Source organism: Micromonospora sp. WMMD1076, from assembly GCF_029581475.1.
GTDB lineage: Bacteria > Actinomycetota > Actinomycetes > Mycobacteriales > Micromonosporaceae > Micromonospora > Micromonospora aurantiaca.
Genome location: NZ_CP120862.1, coordinates 2,237,327 through 2,258,574, shown reverse-complemented (window position 1 = coordinate 2,258,574; position 21,248 = coordinate 2,237,327). Strand labels below are relative to the sequence as shown.

Here is a 21,248-nt window from a genome sequence, read left to right as displayed (position 1 = left end):
CCCCCGCCCGTCGGGGAGCGGGGGCGCCGGGGTGCGCGCTCAGCCGGTAGGCGCGCCGGTGGCCGGGGCGGGTCCGATCCGGCCGGGTCAGCGGGCGGGGCGGGTCCGATCCGGCCGGGTCAGCGGGCGCCGACCAGCTCCGGCGCCGGGGCGGGCGGCGGGTCGACCGCCGGGGCGGGCGTACGGCGGCGCATGAACCGCGGCGCCCACCAGTTCGCGTCACCCAGCAGCGTCATCACCGAGGGCAGCACGACCGCGCGGATGATCGTGGCGTCCAGCAGGATCGCCGCCGCGAGGCCGATGCCGAGCTGCTTGAAGTCGATCATGCTGAGCGTGGCGAAGATGGAGAACACCGCCACCATCACCACCGCCGCGCTGGTCACCACACCGGCCGAGGAGGTGATGCCGTGCGCCACCGCCTCCCGGGTCGGCATCCCCCGGTCGACCGCCTCGCGGATCCGGCTGACCACGAAGACGTGGTAGTCCATCGACAGTCCGAACAGCACCACGAACAGGAACAGCGGCAGCCAGGTGACGATCGCGTCCATCGAGGTGAAGGCGAGCAGCCCCTCCGCCCAGGTGCTCTGGAAGACCAGCACCAGCAGCCCGTACGCGGCGCCGGCGGAGAGCAGGTTCAGCACGATCGAGGTCAGCGCCACCACCACCGACCGGAACGTCCACGCCATCACCAGGAACGTCAGCGCCAGCACGAACGCCGCGACGATCGGCAGCTTCGCCCGGATGTGGGCGGCGTAGTCCTCGCTGGCGGCCACGCCGCCGCCGACCGCGTACTCCGCGCCCGGGATGCCGCCGAGCGTGGCCGGGACCAGGTCCTCGCGCAGCTCGTGCAGCGACCTCGACGCCTCGTCGGAGCGGCTGGCGTGCGGCGTGGCCACCTCCAGCACCGACACCCGCCGGTCCGCCGACACCTGGATCTCCGGGCCGTCCCCCTCGGCCGGCGCGAAGAGCGGGTCGGCGGCGGTACGGCCGGCCAGGTCGGTGAGCGCGGCCCGCACCCGGCCGGCCTGCTCGGCGGGTGCCCGCACGGCTACCGTGTGGCTGGTGCCGTTGCTCGGGAAGGCGGCGGTGAGCCGGTCGTACGCCTGCATGGCCGCAGTGGTGCGCGGCACGTCCTCCGGACCGGGGAACTTCAGCTTCATGCCGAGCGCGGGCGCGGCGAGCGCGAGCAGCAGCGCGACCGAGATCAGCAGCGTGGCCACCGGCGCGCGCAGCGCCGGCCTGAGCACCGCCGGCCAGAACCGGGGCCGGGCCGGCTGCCCGTTACCCGGGGCGGTGAGGCGCCACAGCAGCGGCACCCGCGGCCGGTCCACCCAGCGGCCCAGCTTCGCCAGCAGCGCCGGCAGCACTGTGAGCGAGCCGATCACGGCGACCGCCACCACCAGGATCGAGCCGACCGCCAGCGAGGAGAAGATCGCGTCCTGGGCGAGCAGCAGACCGCCCATCGAGATGATCACGGCGGTGCCGGACACCACCACGGCGTGCCCGGAGGTCTCCGCCGCGATCTCCACCGCATCCAGTCCGGACCGGCCCCTGGCCCGTTCCTCCCGTTCCCGCCGCACGTAGAACAGCGAGTAGTCCACGCCGACCGCCATGCCGATCAGCAGGATGACGCTGGCCGTGGTGTCGGTGGCCGGCACCAGGTGCGAGGCGAGTGTGGAGAGACCCATCGCGGCGGCCACCGAGGACAGCGCCAGCAGCACCGGCACCCCGGCGGCGATCAGCGCGCCGAACGCGATGATCAGGATGGCCAGCGTCACCGGCAGGCTGAGCAGCTCGGCGCGCTTGAAGTCCTTGCCGAGCGTGTCGTCGAGCGCCTTGTCGATCGACGGGCCGCCGACCTGCTCCACCCGCAGCCGCGGGTGCGCGTCCTGCACCTTCGCGGTGGTGTCCCGCAACGGCTGCACCCGGTCACCGGCGGTGCCCGGGTCGCCCGTCATGGTGATCGGCACCAGCAGCGCGCTGCCGTCGCGCGACGGCATCGGCGTACCGATCGAGGCCACGCCGTCGACCTGCCGCAGCCGGTCCGCCGCGTCCTGCGCCGCAACCCTCGCCGCGGCCTGGTCGAGCGAGCCCGAGCGGGCGGTGATCAGCACGTTCTCGGTCGCCGGCCGGTCGAACCCGCCACTGTCGACGATCAGCTGTGCCTGTCCGAACTCGCCGATCGCCTGATCCTCGTCGGTCGCCTCGTTCAGCCCGGCGGCGCTGCCGCCCACGAAACACACAGCCACGAAGACCGCCCACAACGCGATCGCGCGCCACGGATGCTCCGCACTCCACCGTGCCACCCGCACGGTCACCGGTCGCCTGCCCATGTCCCGGGTTCCACCCTCCTGATGCCGGCCCTGCGCCGACCCCAGATGACGCTAGGCAGCAGGCGGGGCCCCGGCATCGGGGAACGGCCCCCGCTCGTCCCCGATCCGGCGGGCGAGGTCCGCGCGGCCGGAACCGGCCGCACGGACCGGGCGGAGAAGGGCATCTCCGGGTACGCTCCGGCGCGTCTCCGGGGACCGCCGGGCGACGCACACAGGCGCAACCCCGAATCGGCTCGGGGTCATCCCCGGAGGGTGCCCCGGGGCCGCGGCTGGCATCGCGGGCAGCTGTAGGAGGACCGGTTCATGAACGCCTCCCGCCGGATCGGCGCGCCGCAGCGCGGGCAGGGCTCCCCCTCCCGGCCGTACGCGTTCAGCGACCGGTCGAAGTAGCCGCTCTCGCCGTTGACGTCGACGTACAGCTCGTCGAAGCTCGTACCGCCCTGCTTGATGGCCTCGGCGAGCACGTCCCGGACGTGCCCGAGCAGGCGCAGCGCGGCCGGACGGGTAAGCGCGTCGGCCGGGCGGGTGCCGTGCAGCTTCGCCCGCCACAGCGACTCGTCGGCGTAGATGTTGCCCACCCCGGAGATCAGCGTCTGGTCGAGCAGCGCGCGTTTGATCTCCGTACGCTTGTGCCGCAGCGCCGCCACGAACGCCTCGTCGGAGAACTCCGGGTCCATCGGATCGCGCGCGATGTGGGCGATCTCGGCGGGCAGCTCCGCCCCACCGGCGGACACGGACAGCCCGCCGAACGTGCGCTGGTCGACGAAGCGCAGCTCCGGCCCGTCGTCGGCGAACCGGAACCGGACCCGCAGGTGCAGTTCGTCGGCCGCGCCGACCGGCTGCAACAGCAGCTGGCCGGACATGCCGAGGTGGCCGATCACCGCGTCGCCGCTGTCCAGCGGCAGCCAGAGGTACTTGCCCCGGCGCTGCACGCCGGTGACCGTCCGGCCGGCGAGCACATCGGCGAAGTGCGCGCCACCGGGCGCGTGCCGGCGTACCGCCCGGGGGTGGCGTACCTCGACGGCGGCGATCCGCCGGCCGATCACCCACTGGGCGAGTCCCACCCGGACGGTCTCGACCTCGGGCAGCTCAGGCACGGCCCGCGCCCGCCTCGACGTCGGTGGTGTCGCTCGTCTCCTCCTCGGCCCGCGCCGCCGGCTCGGCCTGTGCCGCCGCCTCGGCCTCGGCCTGCTCGGTGAGCGTCCGCCAGGCCGACTCGGCCGCGCGCTGCTCGGCCTCCTTCTTGCTGCGCCCCTCCGCGCCGCCGTAGCGGTTGCCGGCCACCACCACCCAGGCGGTGAACGTCTTGAGGTGATCCGGTCCGGTGCCCTCGATCCGGTACTCGGGCACGCCGAGCCCGAGCGCGGCGGTCAGCTCCTGGAGGCTGGTCTTCCAGTCCAGGGCCGCGCCCCGGCCCGCCGACTCGGCCATCAGCGGGTCGAACAGCCGGTGGATGACGATGGCGGCGGTGTCCAGGCCGTACTGGAGATAGATCGCGCCCAGCAGCGCCTCCAGCGTGTCGGCCAGGATGCTCGCCTTGTCCCGTCCGCCGGTGGCCTCCTCGCCCTTGCCGAGCAGCAGGTACGCCCCGAGCCCGTCCGGGCCGAGGCCACGCGCCACGTCGGCGAGCGCCCGCATGTTGACGACGCTGGCGCGCAGCTTCGCCAGCTGTCCCTCGGGCAGGTCGGGGTGGTTGTGGAACAGCGCTGTGGTGATCACCACGCCGAGGACCGAGTCGCCCAGGAACTCCAGCCGCTCGTTCGTGGGCAGGCCGCCGTTCTCGTACGCGTACGAGCGGTGGGTCAGCGCGCGCTCCAGCAGTTCCGGGTCGAGCGACACCCCGAAGGCCGCCTCCAGGTGGCCGACGGGAGCACGCCGCCGCTTGTCGTTGGTCATGGTGCTACCTCGGTGTCGTGTCGGTCAGGTGCGAGATCGTGCGGGATGTCGGCGAGCAGGGCGCGGACCGTTCCGGCGGCGTCGCGGCGCCACAGGTGGGCCGCGAGCGCGATACCGGAGGCGACGTCCTCGGAGCCGGCCGCGCCGTGGCACACCACCACGGTGCCGCCCACCCCGAGCAGCGCGGCGGCACGCGGGGCGCCACCGCGTGACGGTGGGCCGCCGGCCATGGCGTACGCGCCCTCGATGGCCTTCAGCAGGACGTTTCCGGTGAAGCCGTCGGTCACCACGACGTCGGCACGGGCGCCCAGCGAGATGTCGTACCCCTCGACCAGGCCGACGTAGCGGCCGTCGCAGGGCAGCGGCGCGGCGGCGAGCGCGGGCGCGGCCACGCGGCGCAGCCGGTCGCCCTTGCCCGTCTCCAGGCCGACGGAGAGCAGCCCGACGCGGGGTGCTGTGACGGCGTGGGCCACCGACGCGTAGGCGGCGCCGAGGAGGCCGTGCCGGGCCAGCGTGGCCGGTCCCGGTTCGAGCGTGCCGCCGACGTCGAGCAGCACCACCGGCCCCTCGACGGCGGGCAGCGTGGCGGCGAGCGCCGGACGGCGGATCCCGGTCCAGCGGCCGAGGCCGAGCGCGGCGGCGGTGACCGTGGCGCCGGTCGAGCCGGCGGAGACGACCGCGTCGGCGAGCCCGTCGCGGACGGCCTGCACGGCGGTGCGTACCGTGCTCTCGCCGCGGGCGGCGGTGGGATGGTCGGCCATGCCGACGGCGGTCCGCACCGGGCGGACCGTGACCCGGGCGCGCTGAGCCGGATCGAGCGCACCGATCAGCTCGTCGGCCACCTCGATCGGGCCGACGAGCATCAGGTGCAGGGCGGGATCCGTGCGTACCGCTCGCAGAGCGCCGTCAACCACGACGGCGGGAGCATCGTCCCCGCCGAGGAGGTCGACGGCGATCCGCGCGGTGCCCGGCTCCGACGGTCCGCCGGCCGTGAGCCGGTCGGCGGTGGCGGGAGCCGGGGCACCGGGCGAGAGCCTTGGTGCGCGCGTCACCCGACCGGTGATCGGGGACGTCACTCGGCGGCCGGGTCAGACCTCGAGGACCTGACGGCCGTTGTAGGTGCCGCAGACGGAGCAGGCGGCGTGCGGCAGCTTGGCCGACTTGCACTGCGGGCAGGCCACGGTCGCCACCGCCGAGGCCTTCCAGTTCGCCCGGCGGGCGCGGGTGTTGCTGCGCGACATCTTGCGCTTGGGGACGGCCACGGTTCTTACTCCTCTGTACGGGTCAGTTGCGTCAGGCTCGCCCAACGCGGGTCGACCTGCTGATGGCTGTGGTCGGCCGGCAGATCGTCCCAGTGCACCCCACACTCGGGGCACAGGCCTGGGCAGTCCTCCCGGCAGAGCGGGTTCGTCGGCAGCGTCAGCACCACCGCGTCCCGCAACGCCGGCTCCAGGTCGATCAGATCGCCCTGCATCCGGCCCACCTCGTCGGTGTCGGTCGTGTCGTCCGTGGTGCTGTTCTCGTACGCGTACAGCTCCTGGATCGTCACGGCCAACGAGTCGTCGATCTCGCGCAGGCAGCGGCCGCACTCGCCCTTGACGGGACCGGTGACGGTCCCGGAGACGAGCACGCCCTCGGACACCGACTCCAACCTCAGGTCGAGGTCGAGGTCCGCGCCCTCCGGCACGCCGATCAACTCCACGCCGAGGTCCGCCGGTGCCGGCACGACCCGCTTGTGCGTACGCAACGCGCCAGGTCGGCGCGGCAGTTCCCTCGTATCGAGGACCAGCGGCGACCTGGGGTCGAGTGTGCTTGGCGAGTGTTTGGGCATAGTCAGACTCCGGCCGTTGAGAGGCCGACAAAGAAGGTTACCTGCCAGACGGGCGGACCGTCGAACCGGGGGCTCGCCTCCGGCCCGACGGGAGCCGGCTGTCGGCGACCGGCCCGCGCGCCGCTCAGAAGGGTAGCGGGCGGTCCGCCTCGTCCCCGCCGAAGGTCCCGATCTCGCGCAGCGCGTGCATCTTGTCCCGGCCGCGCTCTATCGAGGCCAGCGCCCGGGTGAGGAACTGCTCGAAGTTCGCCAGCGCGGTGTCGACGTAGTCGTCCACCTCCTCGCGGAGGCGCTGCGCCTCGGCCCGCGCCTCGGCGATGATCCGGGCGCCCTCGTGCTCGGCCGAGACGGTGATCTCGTTGACCGAGACGAGCCGGGCGTGTTCCGCCTCACCCTCGCTGATGATCCGGTCGGCCTCGCGCTTGCCGGCCTCCATGATCTTGTCCCGCTCCTCCAGCAGCGCGGCGGCCCGGCGCAGGTCCGCGGGAAGCTCCGCGCGCAACTCGTCGAGCGTGGCGATCATCTCGCCCCGGTCGAACATGCAGTTGTTGCGCGACATCGGGACGGAGCGGGCCTGCTCCACCATGGCGATCAGTTCGTCGATGCGATCGAGCGGGTCCACCGGTACCTCACTCCTGTCTTCGTCGGCCACCCTCCATCATGCGGCCTGCGCCCCGTCTCGGCGTTGCAGACATCATGTCGCGCCCCGGCCACTCGCGCGCCACCCGCCCCACCCGGCGCGTCGCCCGCCCCTGACCCCGCCCGCCCCGCCTCCCACGCCCCTCCCCGCTCCTCTCCCCGGCGATCTTGCACTTTCGGCCCGGCGTTCGTCCCGCTGCGGGAGGAATGTCCGGGCCGAAAGTGGAAGATCGCGGGGGTCGGGAGGGGGGCGGGGTGGGGGGACGAGGGGGTGGGTTAGGGGCGGAGGCGGGCGGAGAGCTGGGCTCGGACCAGGTCGGGGACGTGGGCGGAGATGTCGCCGCCCCACTTCGCCACGTCCTTGATCAGGCTGGACGAGATGAACGAGTAGAGCGGGTTGGTCGGCATGAAGAGCGTCTCCACGCCGGCCAGGCCGATGTTCATCTGGGCCATCTGCAGCTCGTAGTCGAAGTCGCTCACCGCCCGCAGACCCTTGATCAGGACACTCGCCTGCTGCGCGCGGCAGAAGTCGACGAGCAGGCCGCGGAACGACTCCACCCGGACGTTGTCGTACGAGGCGGTCACCTCGCGGAGCATGGCGATCCGCTCCTCGACGGTGAACAGGCCCTGCTTCGACTGGTTGACCAGCACTCCGACGATCACCTCGTCGAACAACCGGCTGGCCCGGCCGATGATGTCGAGGTGTCCGTTGGTGACCGGGTCGAACGAGCCCGGGCAGACCGCACGTCTCATGATCGGCGACCGTACCAAAGAGTGGTCTCGCCGTAACGTCTGCTGCGCTCCGGAGTGACACCTTCCACCCACGTGACCGGTCCGGTACGGCTGGACCGCTCGACGATCACCAGGGCGTCCGGTGCGAGCCAGCCGCCGTCGACCAGCGCCGCCAGCATCGCGCCGATCTCGGCGTCCGGCACCGCGTACGGCGGATCGGCGAAGACCACGTCGTACGGCCCTTCGGTGGGGCCGGCCGCCAGCACGGTGGCGACCCTGCCGGTGACCAGGCGCGCGGCCGGCGCGGCCCGCAGCGCGGCGATGTTCTCCCGGATCACCCGGGCGGCCCGCGCGTCGGACTCGACGAGCAGGACGTGGGCCGCGCCCCGGGACAGCGCCTCCAGACCGACCGCGCCGGAACCGGCGTACAGGTCGGCGAAGCGTGCCCCGTCCAGGTCGGCGTGGGAGTGCACGGCGCTGAACAGCGCCTCGCGGACCCGGTCGGAGGTGGGCCGGGTGCCGGCACCTGGTGGCGCGGCGATCCGCCGGCCGCCGAGCGTGCCGGCCACGATCCGGGTCACAGTCGCTCCCTGCGCATGCCCCGACGCTACGCGACGCCGCAAAGCGGGCACGACGCACCCGGCGCGACGATCCGTGACTCGGCGTGCATCAATGATCTCAAATACATAACAGACCCTTTACGACCTTTCGATCACGGTGACGCCCGCACTGTCGATCTCGCTAGGGTCTGGCCCGATTGCCGAGCGGACGCGTGGCTTCGGTCCCTCCGCCCGGTCTCTCCCATCCTCCCCTCGTCAGGAGTAGGCGTGAACCGTCTCCACCTCCGGCGTGCCGCCGTCCTCACCGCCGGCGCGCTGCTCGGCCTCGCGGGCATCGGCACCGTCGCCGGCCCGGCCGCCGCCCACCACCCCGAGCCGTCCGGCAGCTACTGCGCCGCCGAGAACGGCACCGTCACCGTGACCTGGTCGGTGACCAGCAGCGAGACCGACATCTCCGGCCGCATCACCACTGTCGAATCCACTGTGCCCGGCACGATCAGCGGCGGGCTGGCGGTCGGCGCGGAACTGAAGCCGGCCGGCCAGGGCCCGCTGACCGGCACCCAGACCCACGCGTTCACCGGCCCGATCCCGGAGCTGAAGCTGACAGTCGCCGCGCACTGGGAGCGGGGCCGCAAGTCGCACGACGGCGAGCGCACGGTGGTGGCCCGCCCGGGTCGGGACTGCGCGACGCACAGCCCGTCGCCGTCGCCCAGCACGCCGCCGAGCCCCACGCCCACGCCGAGCACGCCCGCCTCGCCGACCCCGACTCCGTCGGCGTCCCTCCCGCCGAGCCCGTCCACCCCGCCGACGCCGTCCACCCCGCCGGCCGAGCCCGGTGAACCGGTCTTCAAGCTGGACCAGGACTGCGACTCGATGACCTTCATCGTGGAGAACCCGGCCGACGGCATCGCCTTCACCGCCACGTTCACCACCGACAAGGGCGAGAGCAGGAAGCTCGTCTCCGAACCGGGCAAGGCCGGCTCGGTCGAGTTCGAGGCGTACCGGGGCCTCACCGTCACCGTGAGGTACGACGTGGTCGAGGAGTCCGAGACCATCCCGTACACCGCCCCGCGGGACTGCTCCGGGCAGGGCGGCGGCCTGCCGGTGACCGGCCCGGCCGCGGGCGCCATCGCCGGGGGCGCGACGCTGCTGCTCGCCGCCGGCGCGGTGCTGTTCGTGGTGGCCCGTCGCCGCCGGATCCGCTTCACCGCCTGACCCGCTTCACCGCCGGACCCCCGATCCGCCGATCTCGCCGATCCGCTGATCCGCATCGAGGGCGCGCCGACCACCCGGCCGGCGCGCCCTCGCCGTGCGTACGGGCGGTCAGGCCGCGTCGAGCGCCGACGTGATCGTTCTCGGATCGACCTCGGCCCGGTTCGTCAGCAGCACGAGCCGCTGGTCGGAGTCGGGCAGCCAGGCGGCGAGCGCCTTGTAGCCGCCGTTGTCCCCGGAGTGGTGCAGCGCCCGCCGGCCGGCCAGCGGGCCGACGAAGAAGCCGTAGCCGTACGCCTCGCCGGGCCGCCCGGTGGGCGCGTGCGGCGCGGTCATCGCCGCCGTCGAGTCCGGGGCGAGCAGCCGGCCCCGGCGCGGTACGTCGAGCCAGGTGAGCAGGTCCGCCCCGGTGCACCAGACGTCGCCGGCGCCCAGGCTGACCGTCGCCAGGTCCCAGGACGGCACCGGACGGCCGCCCTCGTGTCCGACCGCCACGTCCGGCTGCCCGTCGCCGGAACCGGCGAAGCTGCCGGTCATGCCCAGCGGCGCGAAGACCTCGTCGGCGAGGAACTCGGCGTACGGCCGGTCGGCCACCCGCTCGACGGTCCGGGCCAGCAGCACGTAGCCGGGGCTGCTGTAGTGCCACCCGGCGCCGGGCCGGAACAGCGGCGGCAGCCCCGCGAACCGGTCGAGCAGCTCGTCCGGCTCGGCCGGCCCGTGCAGGTCGATCGCCGGGTAGTCCTCCCAGTGGCCCAGGCCCGACGTGTGGGTGAGCAGGTGGTGCAGCGTGATGCCGGACCACTCCGGCGGCGGCGTGCCGGGCAGCCGGCGTACCACCGGATCGGACAGGCTCAGCGATCCCCGCTCGGCGAGCAGCAGCACCGCCACCGCGGCCATCTGTTTGCTGATCGAGGCGATCTGGAACCGCGTCGCGGCGGTGCACAGCCGGCCGGACGCCTCGTCGGCGACTCCGGCCGACCGGTCCACCACGAGTTCGTCGCCCCGGGTCAGAAGCAGCACGCCGTGTTCGAGTGATGGTGTCGACATCTGCGCGAGCCTAGGCACGCGACGCCCGTGCCGCAGTCCCGCGAGGCCGCACCGGGGCCCCGGCCGGCCCGCGCGTCAGCCCTTCTCCAGGTATTCGGCGCGCTCCTCGTCGACGAGCGCGGCGACCGACGCCGCCAGCGCCGGATGCCGGGAAAGATCCGGGTCGTCCTCGACCAGTTCGGTCGCCTCGGCCCGCGCGTCGCGGATCAGCTCGGTGTCGCGCAGCAGCGACAGCAGCCGCAGGTGCGAGCGCCGACCGGACTGGGTCGCACCCAGCACGTCACCCTCCCGGCGCTGCTCCAGGTCGAGTTCGGCGAGCTTGAAGCCGTCGGTGGTGGAGGCGACCGCGTCCAGCCGCTCCCGCGCGGACGAACCCTCGGCCGCCTCGGTGACCAGCAGGCACAGACCGGCGGCCGAGCCCCGGCCGACCCGGCCGCGCAACTGGTGGAGCTGCGAGACGCCGAACCGGTCGGCGTCCAGCACGATCATCACTGTCGCGTTCGGCACGTTCACGCCGACCTCGACCACTGTGGTCGCGACCAGCACGTCCAGTTCGCCGTCGGCGTACGCGCGCATCACCGCGTCCTTCTCGTCCGCCGGCAGCCGCCCGTGCAGCACCCCGATCCGCAGCCCGTGCAGCGGCCCCTCGGCCAGCAGCGGGGCCACCTCGGTCACGGCCAGCGGCGGACGGCGGCCGTTGTCGTCCTCCCGTGGCGGCTCCTCGTCCGACACCGGACCTGGTCCGAAGTCCGGCGCCTCCGCGCTGGCCGCTCCGGCCCCGGACCTCGGATCACCGATGCGCGGGCACACCACGTACGCCTGGTGGCCCTTCGCGACCTCCTCGCGCAACCGGCGCCAGGCCCGGTCGAGGAACGCCGGCTTCTCGGCGGCCGGGACCACGTGCGAGGCGATCGGCGAGCGGCCCTGCGGGAGCTGGGACAGCGTGGAGGTCTCCAGGTCGCCGTAGACGGTCATGGCCACGGTGCGCGGGATCGGGGTGGCGGTCATCACCAGCACGTGCGGCGGCTGCTCGGCCTTGGCGCGCAGCGCGTCGCGCTGCTCCACACCGAAGCGGTGCTGCTCGTCCACCACCACCAGGCCGAGGTCGTGGAAGTCGACGCCCTCGTAGAGCAGGGCGTGCGTGCCGAGCACGATGCCGGCGCGCCCCTCGGCCACCTCGGCCAGCGCCCGGCGCCGGGCCGCCGCGCCGAGCGAGCCGGTGACCAGCTCCACCCGCGTGGCGTCGTCGGCGGCGCCCAGCTCACCGGCCCGGCCGAGCGGACCGAGCAGGTCGAGGATGCCCCTGTGGTGCTGGGCGGCGAGCACCTCGGTGGGGGCCAGCAACGCGGCCTGCCCACCGGCGTCGACCACCTGGAGCATGGCGCGCAGCGCCACCACCGTCTTGCCGGAGCCCACCTCGCCCTGGAGCAGCCGGTGCATCGGGTGCGGCCGGGCCAGGTCGGCGGCGATCTCCCGACCGACGACCTGCTGGCCGGAGGTCAGCTCGTACGGCAGCCGGGCGTCGAACGCGTCGAGCAGGCCGCCCGCCTTCGCCGGCCGGGCCCGCCCCCGGGACGCCGCCGCCCGCTGCTTGCGCTGCACCAGCGTGAGCTGCACGGCGAACGCCTCGTCCCACTTCAGCCGGCGGCGGGCCCGGTAGAGCGCCTCCTTGCTGGTCGGACGGTGGATCTCACGCAGCGCGGTGCCGATGCCGATCAGGTTGCGGGTGGCCCGCACGGTGGCCGGCAGCGGGTCCTCCGGCGGGGTGAACGTGTCGAGCACGACGCGGACGCAGCGGGCGATCACCCAGGTCGGGACCGCCGCGGCGGCCGGGTAGACCGGGATCAGCGCCCCGGCGAACTCCTCGACCTCCTCGTTGGCCGCCGCCTCGCCCTCGCCGCCCTCGCCGAGCAGGACGTACTCCGGGCCGTTGAGCTGCCGCTTGCCCCGGAACTCGGTCACCTTGCCGGCGAACAGCCCCCACCGGCCGGGCCGCAGCTCCCGTTCCCGCCACGCCTGGTTGCCGAAGAACGTGCAGGTGAGCACGCCGCCGGAGCCGTCGCCGACGGTGACCTCCAGCAGGTTGCCGCGCCGCTGGCGCATCGGGCGGACCGCGGTGCGCTGCACCTGGGCGAGCACTGTGACCTGCTCCCCCACGTCGAGCGAGCGGATGTCGGTGTGCTCGCCGCGCTCGTCGTACCGGCGCGGGAAGTGGTAGATCAGGTCACCGGCGGTGTGCAGGTCGAGGTGCCCGGCCAGCGCCTTCGCGGTGCGCTCGCCGACAAGCTTCTTCAGCGGCGTGTCCACAGTGGCCGCTTCACCAGTCATTCGACCCCCACCAGGAGCGGATAGTGCGGCTGCCCGCCCTCGTACGCCTGCACCTCGACGAACGGCCAGGCCCCCTCGACGTGCGCGCGGACCCGGTCGGCCAGCCCGGCCGGGGCGTCCGCGCCGCAGAGCAGCGTGACCAGTTCGCCGCCACCGCCGAGCATCCGGTCCACCACGGCGGTGCAGGTGTCGACCAGATCCTGCCCGATCAGGTGCACCTCGCCCTCGACCAGGGCCAGCACGTCACCCGGGCGGGCCGGACCGGCGACGGTGAGCGCCTCCCGGGCGGCGTGGCACACCTCGGCGTACCGGCAGGCGCCGGCCGCCTCGGCCATCGCGATCACGTCGTCCTCGAACCGCCGCTTCGGATCGCGTACGGCGAGCGCCGCGAGCGCCTGCACCGGCGAGCGGGTCGGCACCACGCTCACCTTCACACCGAGGCCGTGCGCCTCCCTGGCCGCCGCGCTCGCCACCGACTGGGTGTTCGGGTCGTTCGGCAGCACCACCACCCGGGCGGCGCCGGTGGCCCGGATCGCGTCGAGCAGCTCACCGGTGGACGGGTTGGCGGGCACCACCACGGCACCCTCGGCCGCGAACAGCTCCGCGATGCCCGCGCCGGTGGCCACCACCACGGCGGCCCGCCCGTCGGGCAGCGTCACCTGCGGCGCCGGGGCGCCCTGGTCGGCGAAGCGGGTCACGCTGATCCGGTGCGGGCGGCCGGCGACCACGCCCGCCTCGACCGCCGCCCCGATGTCGTTGACGTGCACGTGCACGTTCCAGGTGCCGGCGCCGTCGCCGACGACCGCCAGGGAGTCGCCGAGCGCGTCCAGCTCGGCGCGCAGCCGGGTCACCGCCTCGTCGGTGGCGTCGAGCAGGTACTGCACCTCGTAGGCGTACGCGTCGGAGCCGCTCTCCCGCACGGCCGTGACCGGCGCGCGGCGGGCGGGCGGCGCGGGCGCCGGCTGCCCCGGGCTCTCCCCCGTGATCACCTCGACCAACGCGTCCAGCAGCAGGCACAGGCCGCGCCCGCCGGCGTCGACCACGCCCGCGCGGGCCAGCTCCGGCAACTGCTCGGGGGTACGCGCCAGCGCGTGCGCCGCCGCCTCGCTCGCGGCCCGGGCCACGGCGCGCAGGTCGTCGCTGTCCGCCTGGCGTGCCGCGTGGGCCGCGGCGGCGACCACGCTCAGCAGCGTGCCCTCGACCGGCCGGGCGACAGCCGCGTAGGCGGCGGTGGTGGCGTCGGTCAGCGCGTCGGCGAGCTGCCGCCCGCGCACCGCGGGCACGGCGGCGAGCGTGTCGGCGAGACCACGCAGGATCTGCGAGAGGATCACCCCGGAGTTGCCGCGCGCACCGAGCAGCGCGCCCCGGGCCATCAGCCGCAGCGCGTGCCCGTGCGGGGTGTGCCCGTCGTCGGGGAGGGTGCCGAGATCCATCGCCAGTGCCTGCTGGGCCGACGTCAGCGTGAGGACCAGGTTGGTGCCGGTGTCGCCGTCGGGCACCGGGTAGACGTTCAGCTCGTCGATCTCGCCCTGGTGCGCCCGGAGGGCGTCCAGCCCGCTCGCGCACCAGCGGCGTACCGCTGCGGCGTCGAGGGTCTCCAGCACGTCGGGAAGCCTACTGGCGTACACCGACACGCGCCGGGGTCGTCCGCCGCGTGTCCGCCCCGGCCGACGGCCCGGCCGGGACGCCGGTACGCTGGGTGGGCTCGCGAAAGGGCCGGTTGGGCGTACCGACTGTCATCGGGTAACCTGACCAGGTTGCCCGGGCAGCGCCTGGCGGCGACCTCATGAACGTTTCAATCCCAGGAGTATCCCGTGGCTAGCGTGTGCGACGTCTGTGGCAAGGGGCCGGGCTTCGGCCACAACGTGTCCCACTCGCACCGGCGGACCAACCGCCGCTGGAACCCGAACATCCAGTCGGTGCGTACCCCGGCCGGTGGTGGCACCACCAAGAAGTTGCAGGTCTGCACCTCGTGCATCAAGGCCGGCAAGGTCACCCGCGCCTGACGCGGTAGCGTCACCGGAACATCGTCGGTCGCCGGCGGATCCCGAAGGGGTCCGCCGGCTTCTGTCGTGTCCGGCCGACCCGCCGCACCCATCGGCTCGGTATCGGCCGACCCGCCCCCGCACCCCTGACCGACCGTACGGCGACCGCCGCGATCCGGCCGGTTAGGGTGCTGCTGCGCCGGCCGCCCGGTTCCGGCGCGAGCCGTGGGGAGGGTGACCGGTGGACCTCGATCTGGGTCGCGAGCAACTGGTGGTGGTGGGCGCGTCGTTCGGCTCACTGAGCTGGTTCGACCAGGAGCTGCCGCCCGGCAGCGTGGTGCTGGTCGAGGAGCCGGACGTGATCGCCCGCCGCGACCTGGCCCGGTTCGCCGAGCGGCTGCCGATGATCGGGCGCCTCGTCGCGGCCGAGTACCAGACCGGCTTCGACCCGGACGCCCTGCTCGCCCGCGAGCCGGGCCTCGCCGACGCCCGGCTGGTGCTGCCCGGCCTGGAGTACGCGGTCGGCGCCACCGCCCGGCTCGCCGAACGCCTCGGCCTGCCAGGTGCCGGGGTGGAGGCCGCCGACGTCTTCTCCGACAAGCACCGGATGCGGCTGCTCGCCGACCGGATCGGGCTGGCCAACCCGGCGTACGAGCTGGTCGACGACCCGGCGCGGGCGGTGGAGTTCGCACTGGCGCACGGCGGCCGGTGCGTGCTCAAGCCCACCCGCCGCTCGGGCAGCCTGGGCGTGCAGCTGATCACCGACCCGGCCGAGGTGCAGGCCCGCTGGGCGGCGAGCGCCGCCCCGCCCGACCCGGCCGAGGCCACCGAGCGCGGCCTGCCCACCGGTGTGCTGGTCGAGGAACTGCTCGTCGGCTCCGAGCACAGCGTGGAGCTGCTCGTGGCCGGGGGCGAGGTGGTCTTCGCCAACGTCACCGACAAGCGGATCGCCGGTGGCCGCTACCCGGTCGAGACCGGCCACACCGTGCCGTCCGCGCTGCCCGCCGACGCGCACGACGCGCTGCGCGCCGCCGCGGTACGTCTCGCCGAGGCGGCCGGCTTCCGCAGCGGCATGCTGCACAGCGAGTGGTTCCTCGCCGACGGCGTGCCGACGCTGGTGGAGTGCGCGGCCCGGATGCCCGGCGACATGATCACCGCGCTCATCTCGATCGCCTACGAGCGGGACGTCATCGAGGCGTACCTGCGGATCCTGCGCGGCGAGCGGCCGGAGCTGCCGGCGCGGGCGACCGGCGCGGCGGCGATCGAGTTCCTGATCGCGCCGCCCGGCCGGGTCATCGCTGTAAACGGCAGGCGCGACGCGCTGCGCGTGCCGGGCGTGCTCGACGTGCAGGTGGAGACGAAGGTCGGTCAGACCGTGCCGGAGCTGCTCTCCTCGGCGCACCGCAGCGGGCACCTGATGGCCTGGGGCGCGACACCGGACGAGGCCGCGAACGCCGTGCGCCGCGCCGCGAGCGAGATCCGCATCTCGGTGGGCTGACGGTCCTCAGAGCGTGCGGCCGTACGACAGGCAGCCCGGCGCGTCCTTGTAGAAGCCGAAGTTCGGGATCCGCTCGTAGCCGGCCGAGGTGTACATGGCGATCGCCTCGGGCTGCTTGTCGCCGCACTCCAGCACGATCCGCTTGCGGCCGTGGTCGCGGGCGGACCGCTCGACCGCGCCGAGCACCGCGCGGGCCACGCCCCGGCCCCGGGCCGCCGGGTCGGTGTACATCCGCTTCAGCTCGGCCGTGTCGCCGTCCTCGCCGTGGCTGCGCCAGCCGCCGCAGCCCACCGGCCGCCCGTTCAGGTAGGCGACGAGGAACGCGCCGTCCGGCGGGGTGAACTCGGCCGCGTCGACGGGGGTCTCGTCGCCGCTGCCGCCGTACCGGGCGCCGAGGTCGGCCAGCGCCGCCCGGATCAGCGCCTGCGACTCGGGCGCGTCGAAGCGCCGCTCCCGGATCTCGATCTCGTTCACCGTGCCAGGTTACGACCGCCGCCGGTCCCGGCCCGGCCGGGCCGCCCGGGGTCGGACGCAGATCACTCCCGGCCCGCTGGTCCGCGGGTCCGGCGGCTGTGCCGGCTGGTCCGCCGTCCGGCGGCTGTGCCGGTTACTCCGCCGTCCGCCGGCTGTGCCGGTTACTCCGCCGTCCGGCGGAAGTGGTCCCAGCCGCGCGGGCCGCTGTAGGCGGCGGCGTCGACTGTGACACCGGCGCCGGCCGCCACCCGCCCGACCGGCCGCCAGCCCTCGGGCAGCGCGGCGTCCGCCGGGAACGTCGCGGCCAGCGCGTGGTCCTCGCCACCGGCCAGGATCCAGGTGTACGGGTCGACGCCGAGCGCCTGCGCCGCGTCCCGCATCTGCCGGGGCACCTCGAACGCCTCACGGCTCACGTCGATCGCCACACCGCTGGCGGTCGCCACGTGCCCGAGGTCGGCCAGCAGCCCGTCCGACACGTCGATCATGGCGGTGGCCCCTGCCGCGGCGGCAGCGGGTCCGGCCGCGTACGGCACCTCGGGGCGGCGGAACGCCTCGACCAGCAGCCGGGGCGTGCGGAAACCCCGGGACAGCACTGTGTAGCCGGCCGCCGACCAGCCGGTCCGCCCGGCCAGCGCCACCACGTCGCCGGGGCGGGCGCCGGAGCGCACCACCGGGTCGCGGCCGGCCAGGTCGCCGAGCGCCGTCACCGCGACGGTGAGCGTCGGGCTGCCGGACATGTCCCCGCCGACCACGCTCGCGCCGACCAGCGTCGCCTCCGCGCCCAGCCCGTCGGCCAGGCCCTCGGCCCAGGCCGGGTCCAACTCGGCCGGCATGCAGAGCGCGACCAGCAGCGCGGTAGGGGTGGCGCCCATGGCGGCGATGTCGGCGAGGTTCGCAGCCGCCGCCCGGTGCCCCACGTCCCGTGCCGACGACCAGTCGCGGCGGAAGTGCCGCCCCTCCACCAGCACGTCGGTCGAGGCGACCACCCGCCGGTCCGGCGCCGCCACCACCGCGCCGTCGTCGCCGGGGCCGAGCAGGCAGCTCTGTCCCTGCGCCAGCCGGGCGGTCACCCGGTCGATCAGGCCGAACTCGCCGACATCAGTGACAGTCATTCCGTCCCCTCGCTCCGCTGCGTCGTCCCGCACGTCCCACCCCTGTCCGTACCGGCGTGTGCTCGCTCACCGCGTCCGACCGGCGACCGATAGGGATCACGGCCGCTCAGTACGGTAGTTTCACCCTTCGGGTCGCCCGGAGGCGACGGACGGAGGTCGAGTCGTGGTACAGGCGTACATCCTCATCCAGACCGAGGTCGGCCGGGCGCGTGACGTGGCCGGTCTGATCGCGGACCTGGCCGGCGTGGTACGGGTCGACGCCGTCACCGGGCCGTACGACGTGGTGGTGCTCACCGAGGCGAACACCGTCGACGAGCTCGGCAAACTCATCGTCAGCAAGGTGCAGATGGTGCCCGGCATCACCCGCACCCTCACGTGTTCGGTGGTGCGGCTGTAAGTGGACGAGAAGGACACCTCCCCCCGCCGGGACGGCGCCACCCGCCGTGCCGCGCTCTGGGCGACGCTCGTCGCGGTGCCGGTGACCGTGGCGGTCGCCGGGTTCACGTTCGCCAAGCTGGCCCCGGAGTCGCCGGAGGCCGAGCCGAGCGCGTCGGCGAGTCCCCGGGCGCAGTCGAGCGCGCCGGTCGAGATGCCCGCCCCGGCGCTGGCCGAGCGCCCGACCGTCCTCTGCCGGGCCCTGATGTCACAGCTTCCGGACAGCGTGCGTGACCTGACGCAGCGCCCGGTCACCGCGGGCCCGGAGCAGAACGCGGCGTACGGCGACCCGGCGCTGACGGTGGCCTGCGGCGGCAGCCCGGCGGAGTTCCCGCCCACCGACGAGGTGTGGAAGGTGAACCAGGTCTGCTGGCACGCGGCCGAGGAGTCCGACGCCACGGTGCTGACCACAGTCGACCGGGAGACCCCGATCCGGGTCCGGGTGCCGAAGTCGTACGAACCGCCGCTGCAGTGGGTGACCTCGATCTCCGACACGATCGTCAGCTCGGTCCCCTCGGCGAAGCAGGCCCCCTCGGGCTGCTCCGCCTGACCCCGGCCGGCTCAGCGGCCGGCGGGGCGGTGCGGGCGGTCAGCGGCCGGCGCGGCGGTGCAGGGCGGTACGGATCAGGCGGTTGACCAGCTTCGGGTACTCCAGCCCGCTGGCCGACCACATCCGCGGGAACATCGACGTCGGGGTGAAGCCCGGCATCGTGTTGATCTCGTTGAGGTAGACGTCCATCTGCGGGGTCACGAAGAAGTCGACCCGGGCCAGGCCGGAGCAGTCGAGCGCGGTGAAGGCCCGGGTGGCGTAGTCGCGCACCTGCCGGGCCACCGGCTCGGGCAGGTCGGCGGGTACGTCGTACTCGCAGACCTCGTCGGCGAAGATGTACTTGGCCTCGAAGTCGTACCAGTCACGGTCGCCGATCATCCGCACCTCGGCGAGCACGGACGCCTCCGGCGCGCCGCCGGCCTCGCCCTCCAGCACGCCGCACTCGATCTCGCGGCCGGCCACGGCGCCCTCGACGAGCACCTTGCTGTCGATCTCGCGGGCGGTGACGAGCGCGGCGTCCAGGTCCGCCCAGTCGTCGACCTTGGTGATGCCGAACGAGGAGCCGGCCCGGGACGGCTTGACGAAGACGGGCAGCCCGAGGCGCTCCTTGTCCTCCTCGCTCAGCGACATCCCGGCGCGCAGCACCGCGTACGGGCCGACCGGAATGCCCTCGGCGGCGCAGAGCTTCTTGGTGAACTCCTTGTCCATGGCCGCGGCGGAGGCGAAGACGTTCGCGCCGACGTAGGGGATGTCGGCCATCTCCAGCATGCCCTGGATGGTGCCGTCCTCGCCGTACGCGCCGTGCAGCACCGGGAAGACCACGTCCACGTCGGCCAGCGCGACCGGCCCCTGGGCCGGGTCGAGCACCATCAGGCCGCCGACGGCGGGGTCGGCGCGCAGCACCAGTTCGGCGCCGGAGCCGGCGGTGATCTCGGGGAGCTTGCGGTCGGCGATGGCGAGCCGGCTCGGGTCGCCGCTGGCGAGCACCCACTGGCCCTGCCGGGTGATGCCGACCGGGACCACCTCGAACTCGTCCGGGTCGAGCGCGGCCAGCACGCTGCCGGCGCTGACGCAGGAGATGCCGTGCTCGGGGCTGCGGCCGCCGAAGACGATCGCCACACGGGTCTTGCCTGGGGTGGTCATGGTCACCTCATCGTTCGCGACTGCGGCTGGCCGTGCTCGCCGGTGGCGCTCACCCGACTGACCTTACTGTGCGTTGCCGCAAGCGGTGGTCGTTACCCGGGGAGACGCGGAGTCGCATGGCAAACGGTCAAGGCGACCTATACGGGGAGTAACGGAACGACGTGTCTCAGAAGGCCGGATGCCGGGGCCGCCGGCCGACCGCGATGACCTTCACCCGCTGCCGGCCGGCCCGCACCATGCCCAGCGCCATGAACGCCCCGGCGATCCGGTCGGCCGCCTCCCGGCTGCTCGCGCCGACGACCTGACGGCGGCGTTCCGGGCTGGTCCGTTCGTCGCGCCGGCTGCCGTCCGGCGGACGCACGTCGGTGAGGACGACGAGGAACCTGGTCACCGCAGCAATCCCTCCCGTCTCGTGGACCGGCAGGGGCACGCGGCGGTCGGATCGTGGGGGAGTGAAAATCCGACCACCGCGCGCCCCATCCCCTCCGGTCGCTCACCACCACCGTCGCCACGACAACCGGCGGTGAGGACGCCGTCACACATTGACAGGTTCACCGGCGTGAATGCAACTCTCATCGACTTTCTCTCATGCCCATTTTCCCGCGGGATGTGCGACCATCGATGCATGGCGCCGAAGACCGCCCGGGCCCGACGGCTCGGCATCGCCCTGCGGACCCACCGGGAGGCCGTCGGCCTCACCCTGGAGGCCGCGGCCGACGAGATCAACAGCACCCGGAGCACGCTGTCCCGCTACGAGAACGCGCAGACACTCGTCAGCCCCGCCACCGTGCGCGCGCTGCTGACCAGCTACGGCGTGGACCCGGCCGACATCGCCGCGGCGGTGCAGCTGGCCAAGGACGCCCGCAAGCCGGGCTGGTGGGTGTCCTATTCGTACCTGCTGGACCAGCGCACCATCGACTTCATCGCGCTGGAGGCCGAGGCCACCGGCATCGCGAACTTCGAACCGTCGGTGGTGCCCGGCCTGCTCCAGACCGCCGACTACATCCGCGGGGTGATGCGCGGCGGGCCGCACACGCTCACCGACGAGCAGGTGGAGCAGCGGGTCCAGCTACGACTGGACCGCCAGCAGCGGCTCTCCGGCGCCGAGCCGCCGATCCTCGACGCCATCATCGACGAGGGCGCGCTGCTGCGCCCGGTCGGTGACCGCTCGGTCATGTCCGGCCAGCTCCAGCACCTGTTGAAGATGGCCGAGCTGCCGAACGTCACGGTGCAGGTGATCCCGCTCGCCGCCGGCTACCACCGGGGCACCCGGGGATCGCTGCACATCCTGGAGTTCGCCGACCCGGAGGACCCGATCATCGCCTCGGTGGAGACAGTCGCCGGGCAGATGGTCCTCGACCGGCCGGGTGACCTGCGAACCTGCGCCAAGATCATGGAGCACCTGCGGACCGTGGCGCTGAGCCCGGCGGCCAGTCGGGACCAGCTCCTCCGCCTGCTGAACGAGAGGTGACC

The 21,248-nt window shown here is 73.9% G+C and carries 22 protein-coding genes; 6 read left to right on the top strand and 16 right to left on the bottom strand.

Going from position 1 to position 21,248, the window contains the following annotated elements; genetic code table 11:
* Positions 1-119 precede the first annotated feature (119 nt).
* From O7622_RS11070 to rsmD, 9 genes are all read right to left on the bottom strand, one after another.
* Positions 120-2,333, bottom strand: coding sequence for an MMPL family transporter (locus O7622_RS11070; RefSeq protein ID WP_282313268.1), 2,214 nt, complete (start codon positions 2,331-2,333; stop codon positions 120-122).
* A 239-nt stretch (positions 2,334-2,572) separates the two neighbouring features.
* Positions 2,573-3,430: a bifunctional DNA-formamidopyrimidine glycosylase/DNA-(apurinic or apyrimidinic site) lyase gene (gene mutM / locus O7622_RS11065; RefSeq protein ID WP_282313267.1), complete on the bottom strand. Its 858-nt coding sequence runs from the start codon at positions 3,428-3,430 to the stop codon at positions 2,573-2,575.
* Entirely contained in the window at positions 3,423-4,229 is an 807-nt protein-coding gene (gene rnc / locus O7622_RS11060; RefSeq protein ID WP_282313266.1) for a ribonuclease III, read from the bottom strand. The genes mutM and rnc overlap by 8 nt, the downstream gene beginning before the upstream one ends.
* A complete protein-coding gene (locus O7622_RS11055) occupies positions 4,226-5,185 on the bottom strand; it encodes a phosphate acyltransferase PlsX (RefSeq protein ID WP_282314104.1) in 960 nt (319 codons plus the stop codon). The genes rnc and O7622_RS11055 overlap by 4 nt, the downstream gene beginning before the upstream one ends.
* A 132-nt stretch (positions 5,186-5,317) precedes the next feature.
* Positions 5,318-5,491 (bottom strand): 50S ribosomal protein L32, encoded by a 174-nt coding sequence (gene rpmF, locus O7622_RS11050; protein ID WP_030500827.1) that lies wholly within the window; start codon positions 5,489-5,491, stop codon positions 5,318-5,320.
* 5 nt (positions 5,492-5,496) lie between these two features.
* Positions 5,497-6,060 (bottom strand): YceD family protein, encoded by a 564-nt coding sequence (locus O7622_RS11045; RefSeq protein WP_282313265.1) that lies wholly within the window; start codon positions 6,058-6,060, stop codon positions 5,497-5,499.
* A gap of 124 nt (positions 6,061-6,184) precedes the next feature.
* Positions 6,185-6,682, bottom strand: a complete 498-nt coding sequence (locus tag O7622_RS11040) for a hypothetical protein (protein ID WP_282313264.1) — start codon at positions 6,680-6,682, stop codon at positions 6,185-6,187.
* A gap of 293 nt (positions 6,683-6,975) precedes the next feature.
* A complete protein-coding gene (gene coaD / locus O7622_RS11035) occupies positions 6,976-7,452 on the bottom strand; it encodes a pantetheine-phosphate adenylyltransferase (RefSeq protein ID WP_128138481.1) in 477 nt (158 codons plus the stop codon).
* Complete coding sequence (gene rsmD / locus O7622_RS11030; protein WP_282313263.1) at positions 7,449-8,012, bottom strand: 16S rRNA (guanine(966)-N(2))-methyltransferase RsmD; 564 nt, start codon at positions 8,010-8,012, stop codon at positions 7,449-7,451. Before rsmD ends, coaD begins: the two co-directional genes overlap by 4 nt.
* A 246-nt stretch (positions 8,013-8,258) precedes the next feature.
* Here rsmD and O7622_RS11025 point away from each other — a divergent pair, with 246 nt between their 5' ends.
* Positions 8,259-9,206 carry a cell wall anchor protein gene (locus tag O7622_RS11025; RefSeq protein WP_282313262.1) on the top strand — a complete coding sequence of 316 codons (948 nt, stop codon included), beginning with the start codon at positions 8,259-8,261 and terminating at the stop codon, positions 9,204-9,206.
* Between the two features lie 108 nt (positions 9,207-9,314).
* Here O7622_RS11025 and O7622_RS11020 read toward each other — a convergent pair whose 3' ends face one another.
* From O7622_RS11020 to O7622_RS11010, 3 genes are all read right to left on the bottom strand, one after another.
* Positions 9,315-10,250, bottom strand: a complete 936-nt coding sequence (locus O7622_RS11020; protein WP_282313261.1) for a serine hydrolase domain-containing protein — start codon at positions 10,248-10,250, stop codon at positions 9,315-9,317.
* A gap of 75 nt (positions 10,251-10,325) precedes the next feature.
* Entirely contained in the window at positions 10,326-12,578 is a 2,253-nt protein-coding gene (recG, locus tag O7622_RS11015; protein ID WP_282313260.1) for an ATP-dependent DNA helicase RecG, read from the bottom strand.
* Positions 12,575-14,182 (bottom strand): DAK2 domain-containing protein, encoded by a 1,608-nt coding sequence (locus O7622_RS11010; RefSeq protein ID WP_282313259.1) that lies wholly within the window; start codon positions 14,180-14,182, stop codon positions 12,575-12,577. Before O7622_RS11010 ends, recG begins: the two co-directional genes overlap by 4 nt.
* Positions 14,183-14,392: 210 nt before the next feature.
* Between O7622_RS11010 and rpmB the strand changes: the two genes are divergently transcribed.
* Together rpmB and O7622_RS11000 are read left to right on the top strand one after the other, a co-directional pair.
* Positions 14,393-14,584, top strand: coding sequence for a 50S ribosomal protein L28 (rpmB, locus tag O7622_RS11005; RefSeq protein WP_013284551.1), 192 nt, complete (start codon positions 14,393-14,395; stop codon positions 14,582-14,584).
* Positions 14,585-14,804: 220 nt separating this feature from the next.
* A complete protein-coding gene (locus O7622_RS11000) occupies positions 14,805-16,061 on the top strand; it encodes an ATP-grasp domain-containing protein (RefSeq protein ID WP_282313258.1) in 1,257 nt (418 codons plus the stop codon).
* A gap of 6 nt (positions 16,062-16,067) precedes the next feature.
* On the opposite strand, the gene O7622_RS10995 is transcribed toward O7622_RS11000, so the two are convergent.
* Together O7622_RS10995 and O7622_RS10990 are read right to left on the bottom strand one after the other, a co-directional pair.
* Entirely contained in the window at positions 16,068-16,535 is a 468-nt protein-coding gene (locus tag O7622_RS10995) for a GNAT family N-acetyltransferase (RefSeq protein ID WP_282313257.1), read from the bottom strand.
* 161 nt (positions 16,536-16,696) lie between these two features.
* Positions 16,697-17,647 carry a thiamine-phosphate kinase gene (locus O7622_RS10990; protein WP_282313256.1) on the bottom strand — a complete coding sequence of 317 codons (951 nt, stop codon included), beginning with the start codon at positions 17,645-17,647 and terminating at the stop codon, positions 16,697-16,699.
* Between the two features lie 163 nt (positions 17,648-17,810).
* Here O7622_RS10990 and O7622_RS10985 point away from each other — a divergent pair, with 163 nt between their 5' ends.
* A complete protein-coding gene (locus O7622_RS10985) occupies positions 17,811-18,044 on the top strand; it encodes an Lrp/AsnC ligand binding domain-containing protein (RefSeq protein ID WP_013284547.1) in 234 nt (77 codons plus the stop codon).
* Complete coding sequence (locus tag O7622_RS10980; protein WP_282313255.1) at positions 18,045-18,632, top strand: DUF3515 domain-containing protein; 588 nt, start codon at positions 18,045-18,047, stop codon at positions 18,630-18,632.
* Between the two features lie 39 nt (positions 18,633-18,671).
* Here the strand turns inward: O7622_RS10980 and O7622_RS10975 are convergent, their stop codons facing one another.
* Both O7622_RS10975 and O7622_RS10970 read right to left on the bottom strand, forming a co-directional pair.
* Positions 18,672-19,775, bottom strand: coding sequence for a D-alanine--D-alanine ligase family protein (locus O7622_RS10975; protein ID WP_282313254.1), 1,104 nt, complete (start codon positions 19,773-19,775; stop codon positions 18,672-18,674).
* Positions 19,776-19,941: 166 nt separating this feature from the next.
* Positions 19,942-20,166, bottom strand: coding sequence for a hypothetical protein (locus O7622_RS10970; RefSeq protein WP_194799685.1), 225 nt, complete (start codon positions 20,164-20,166; stop codon positions 19,942-19,944).
* 234 nt (positions 20,167-20,400) lie between these two features.
* Here O7622_RS10970 and O7622_RS10965 point away from each other — a divergent pair, with 234 nt between their 5' ends.
* A complete protein-coding gene (locus O7622_RS10965) occupies positions 20,401-21,246 on the top strand; it encodes a helix-turn-helix transcriptional regulator (protein WP_282313252.1) in 846 nt (281 codons plus the stop codon).
* Positions 21,247-21,248: the final 2 nt, after the last annotated feature.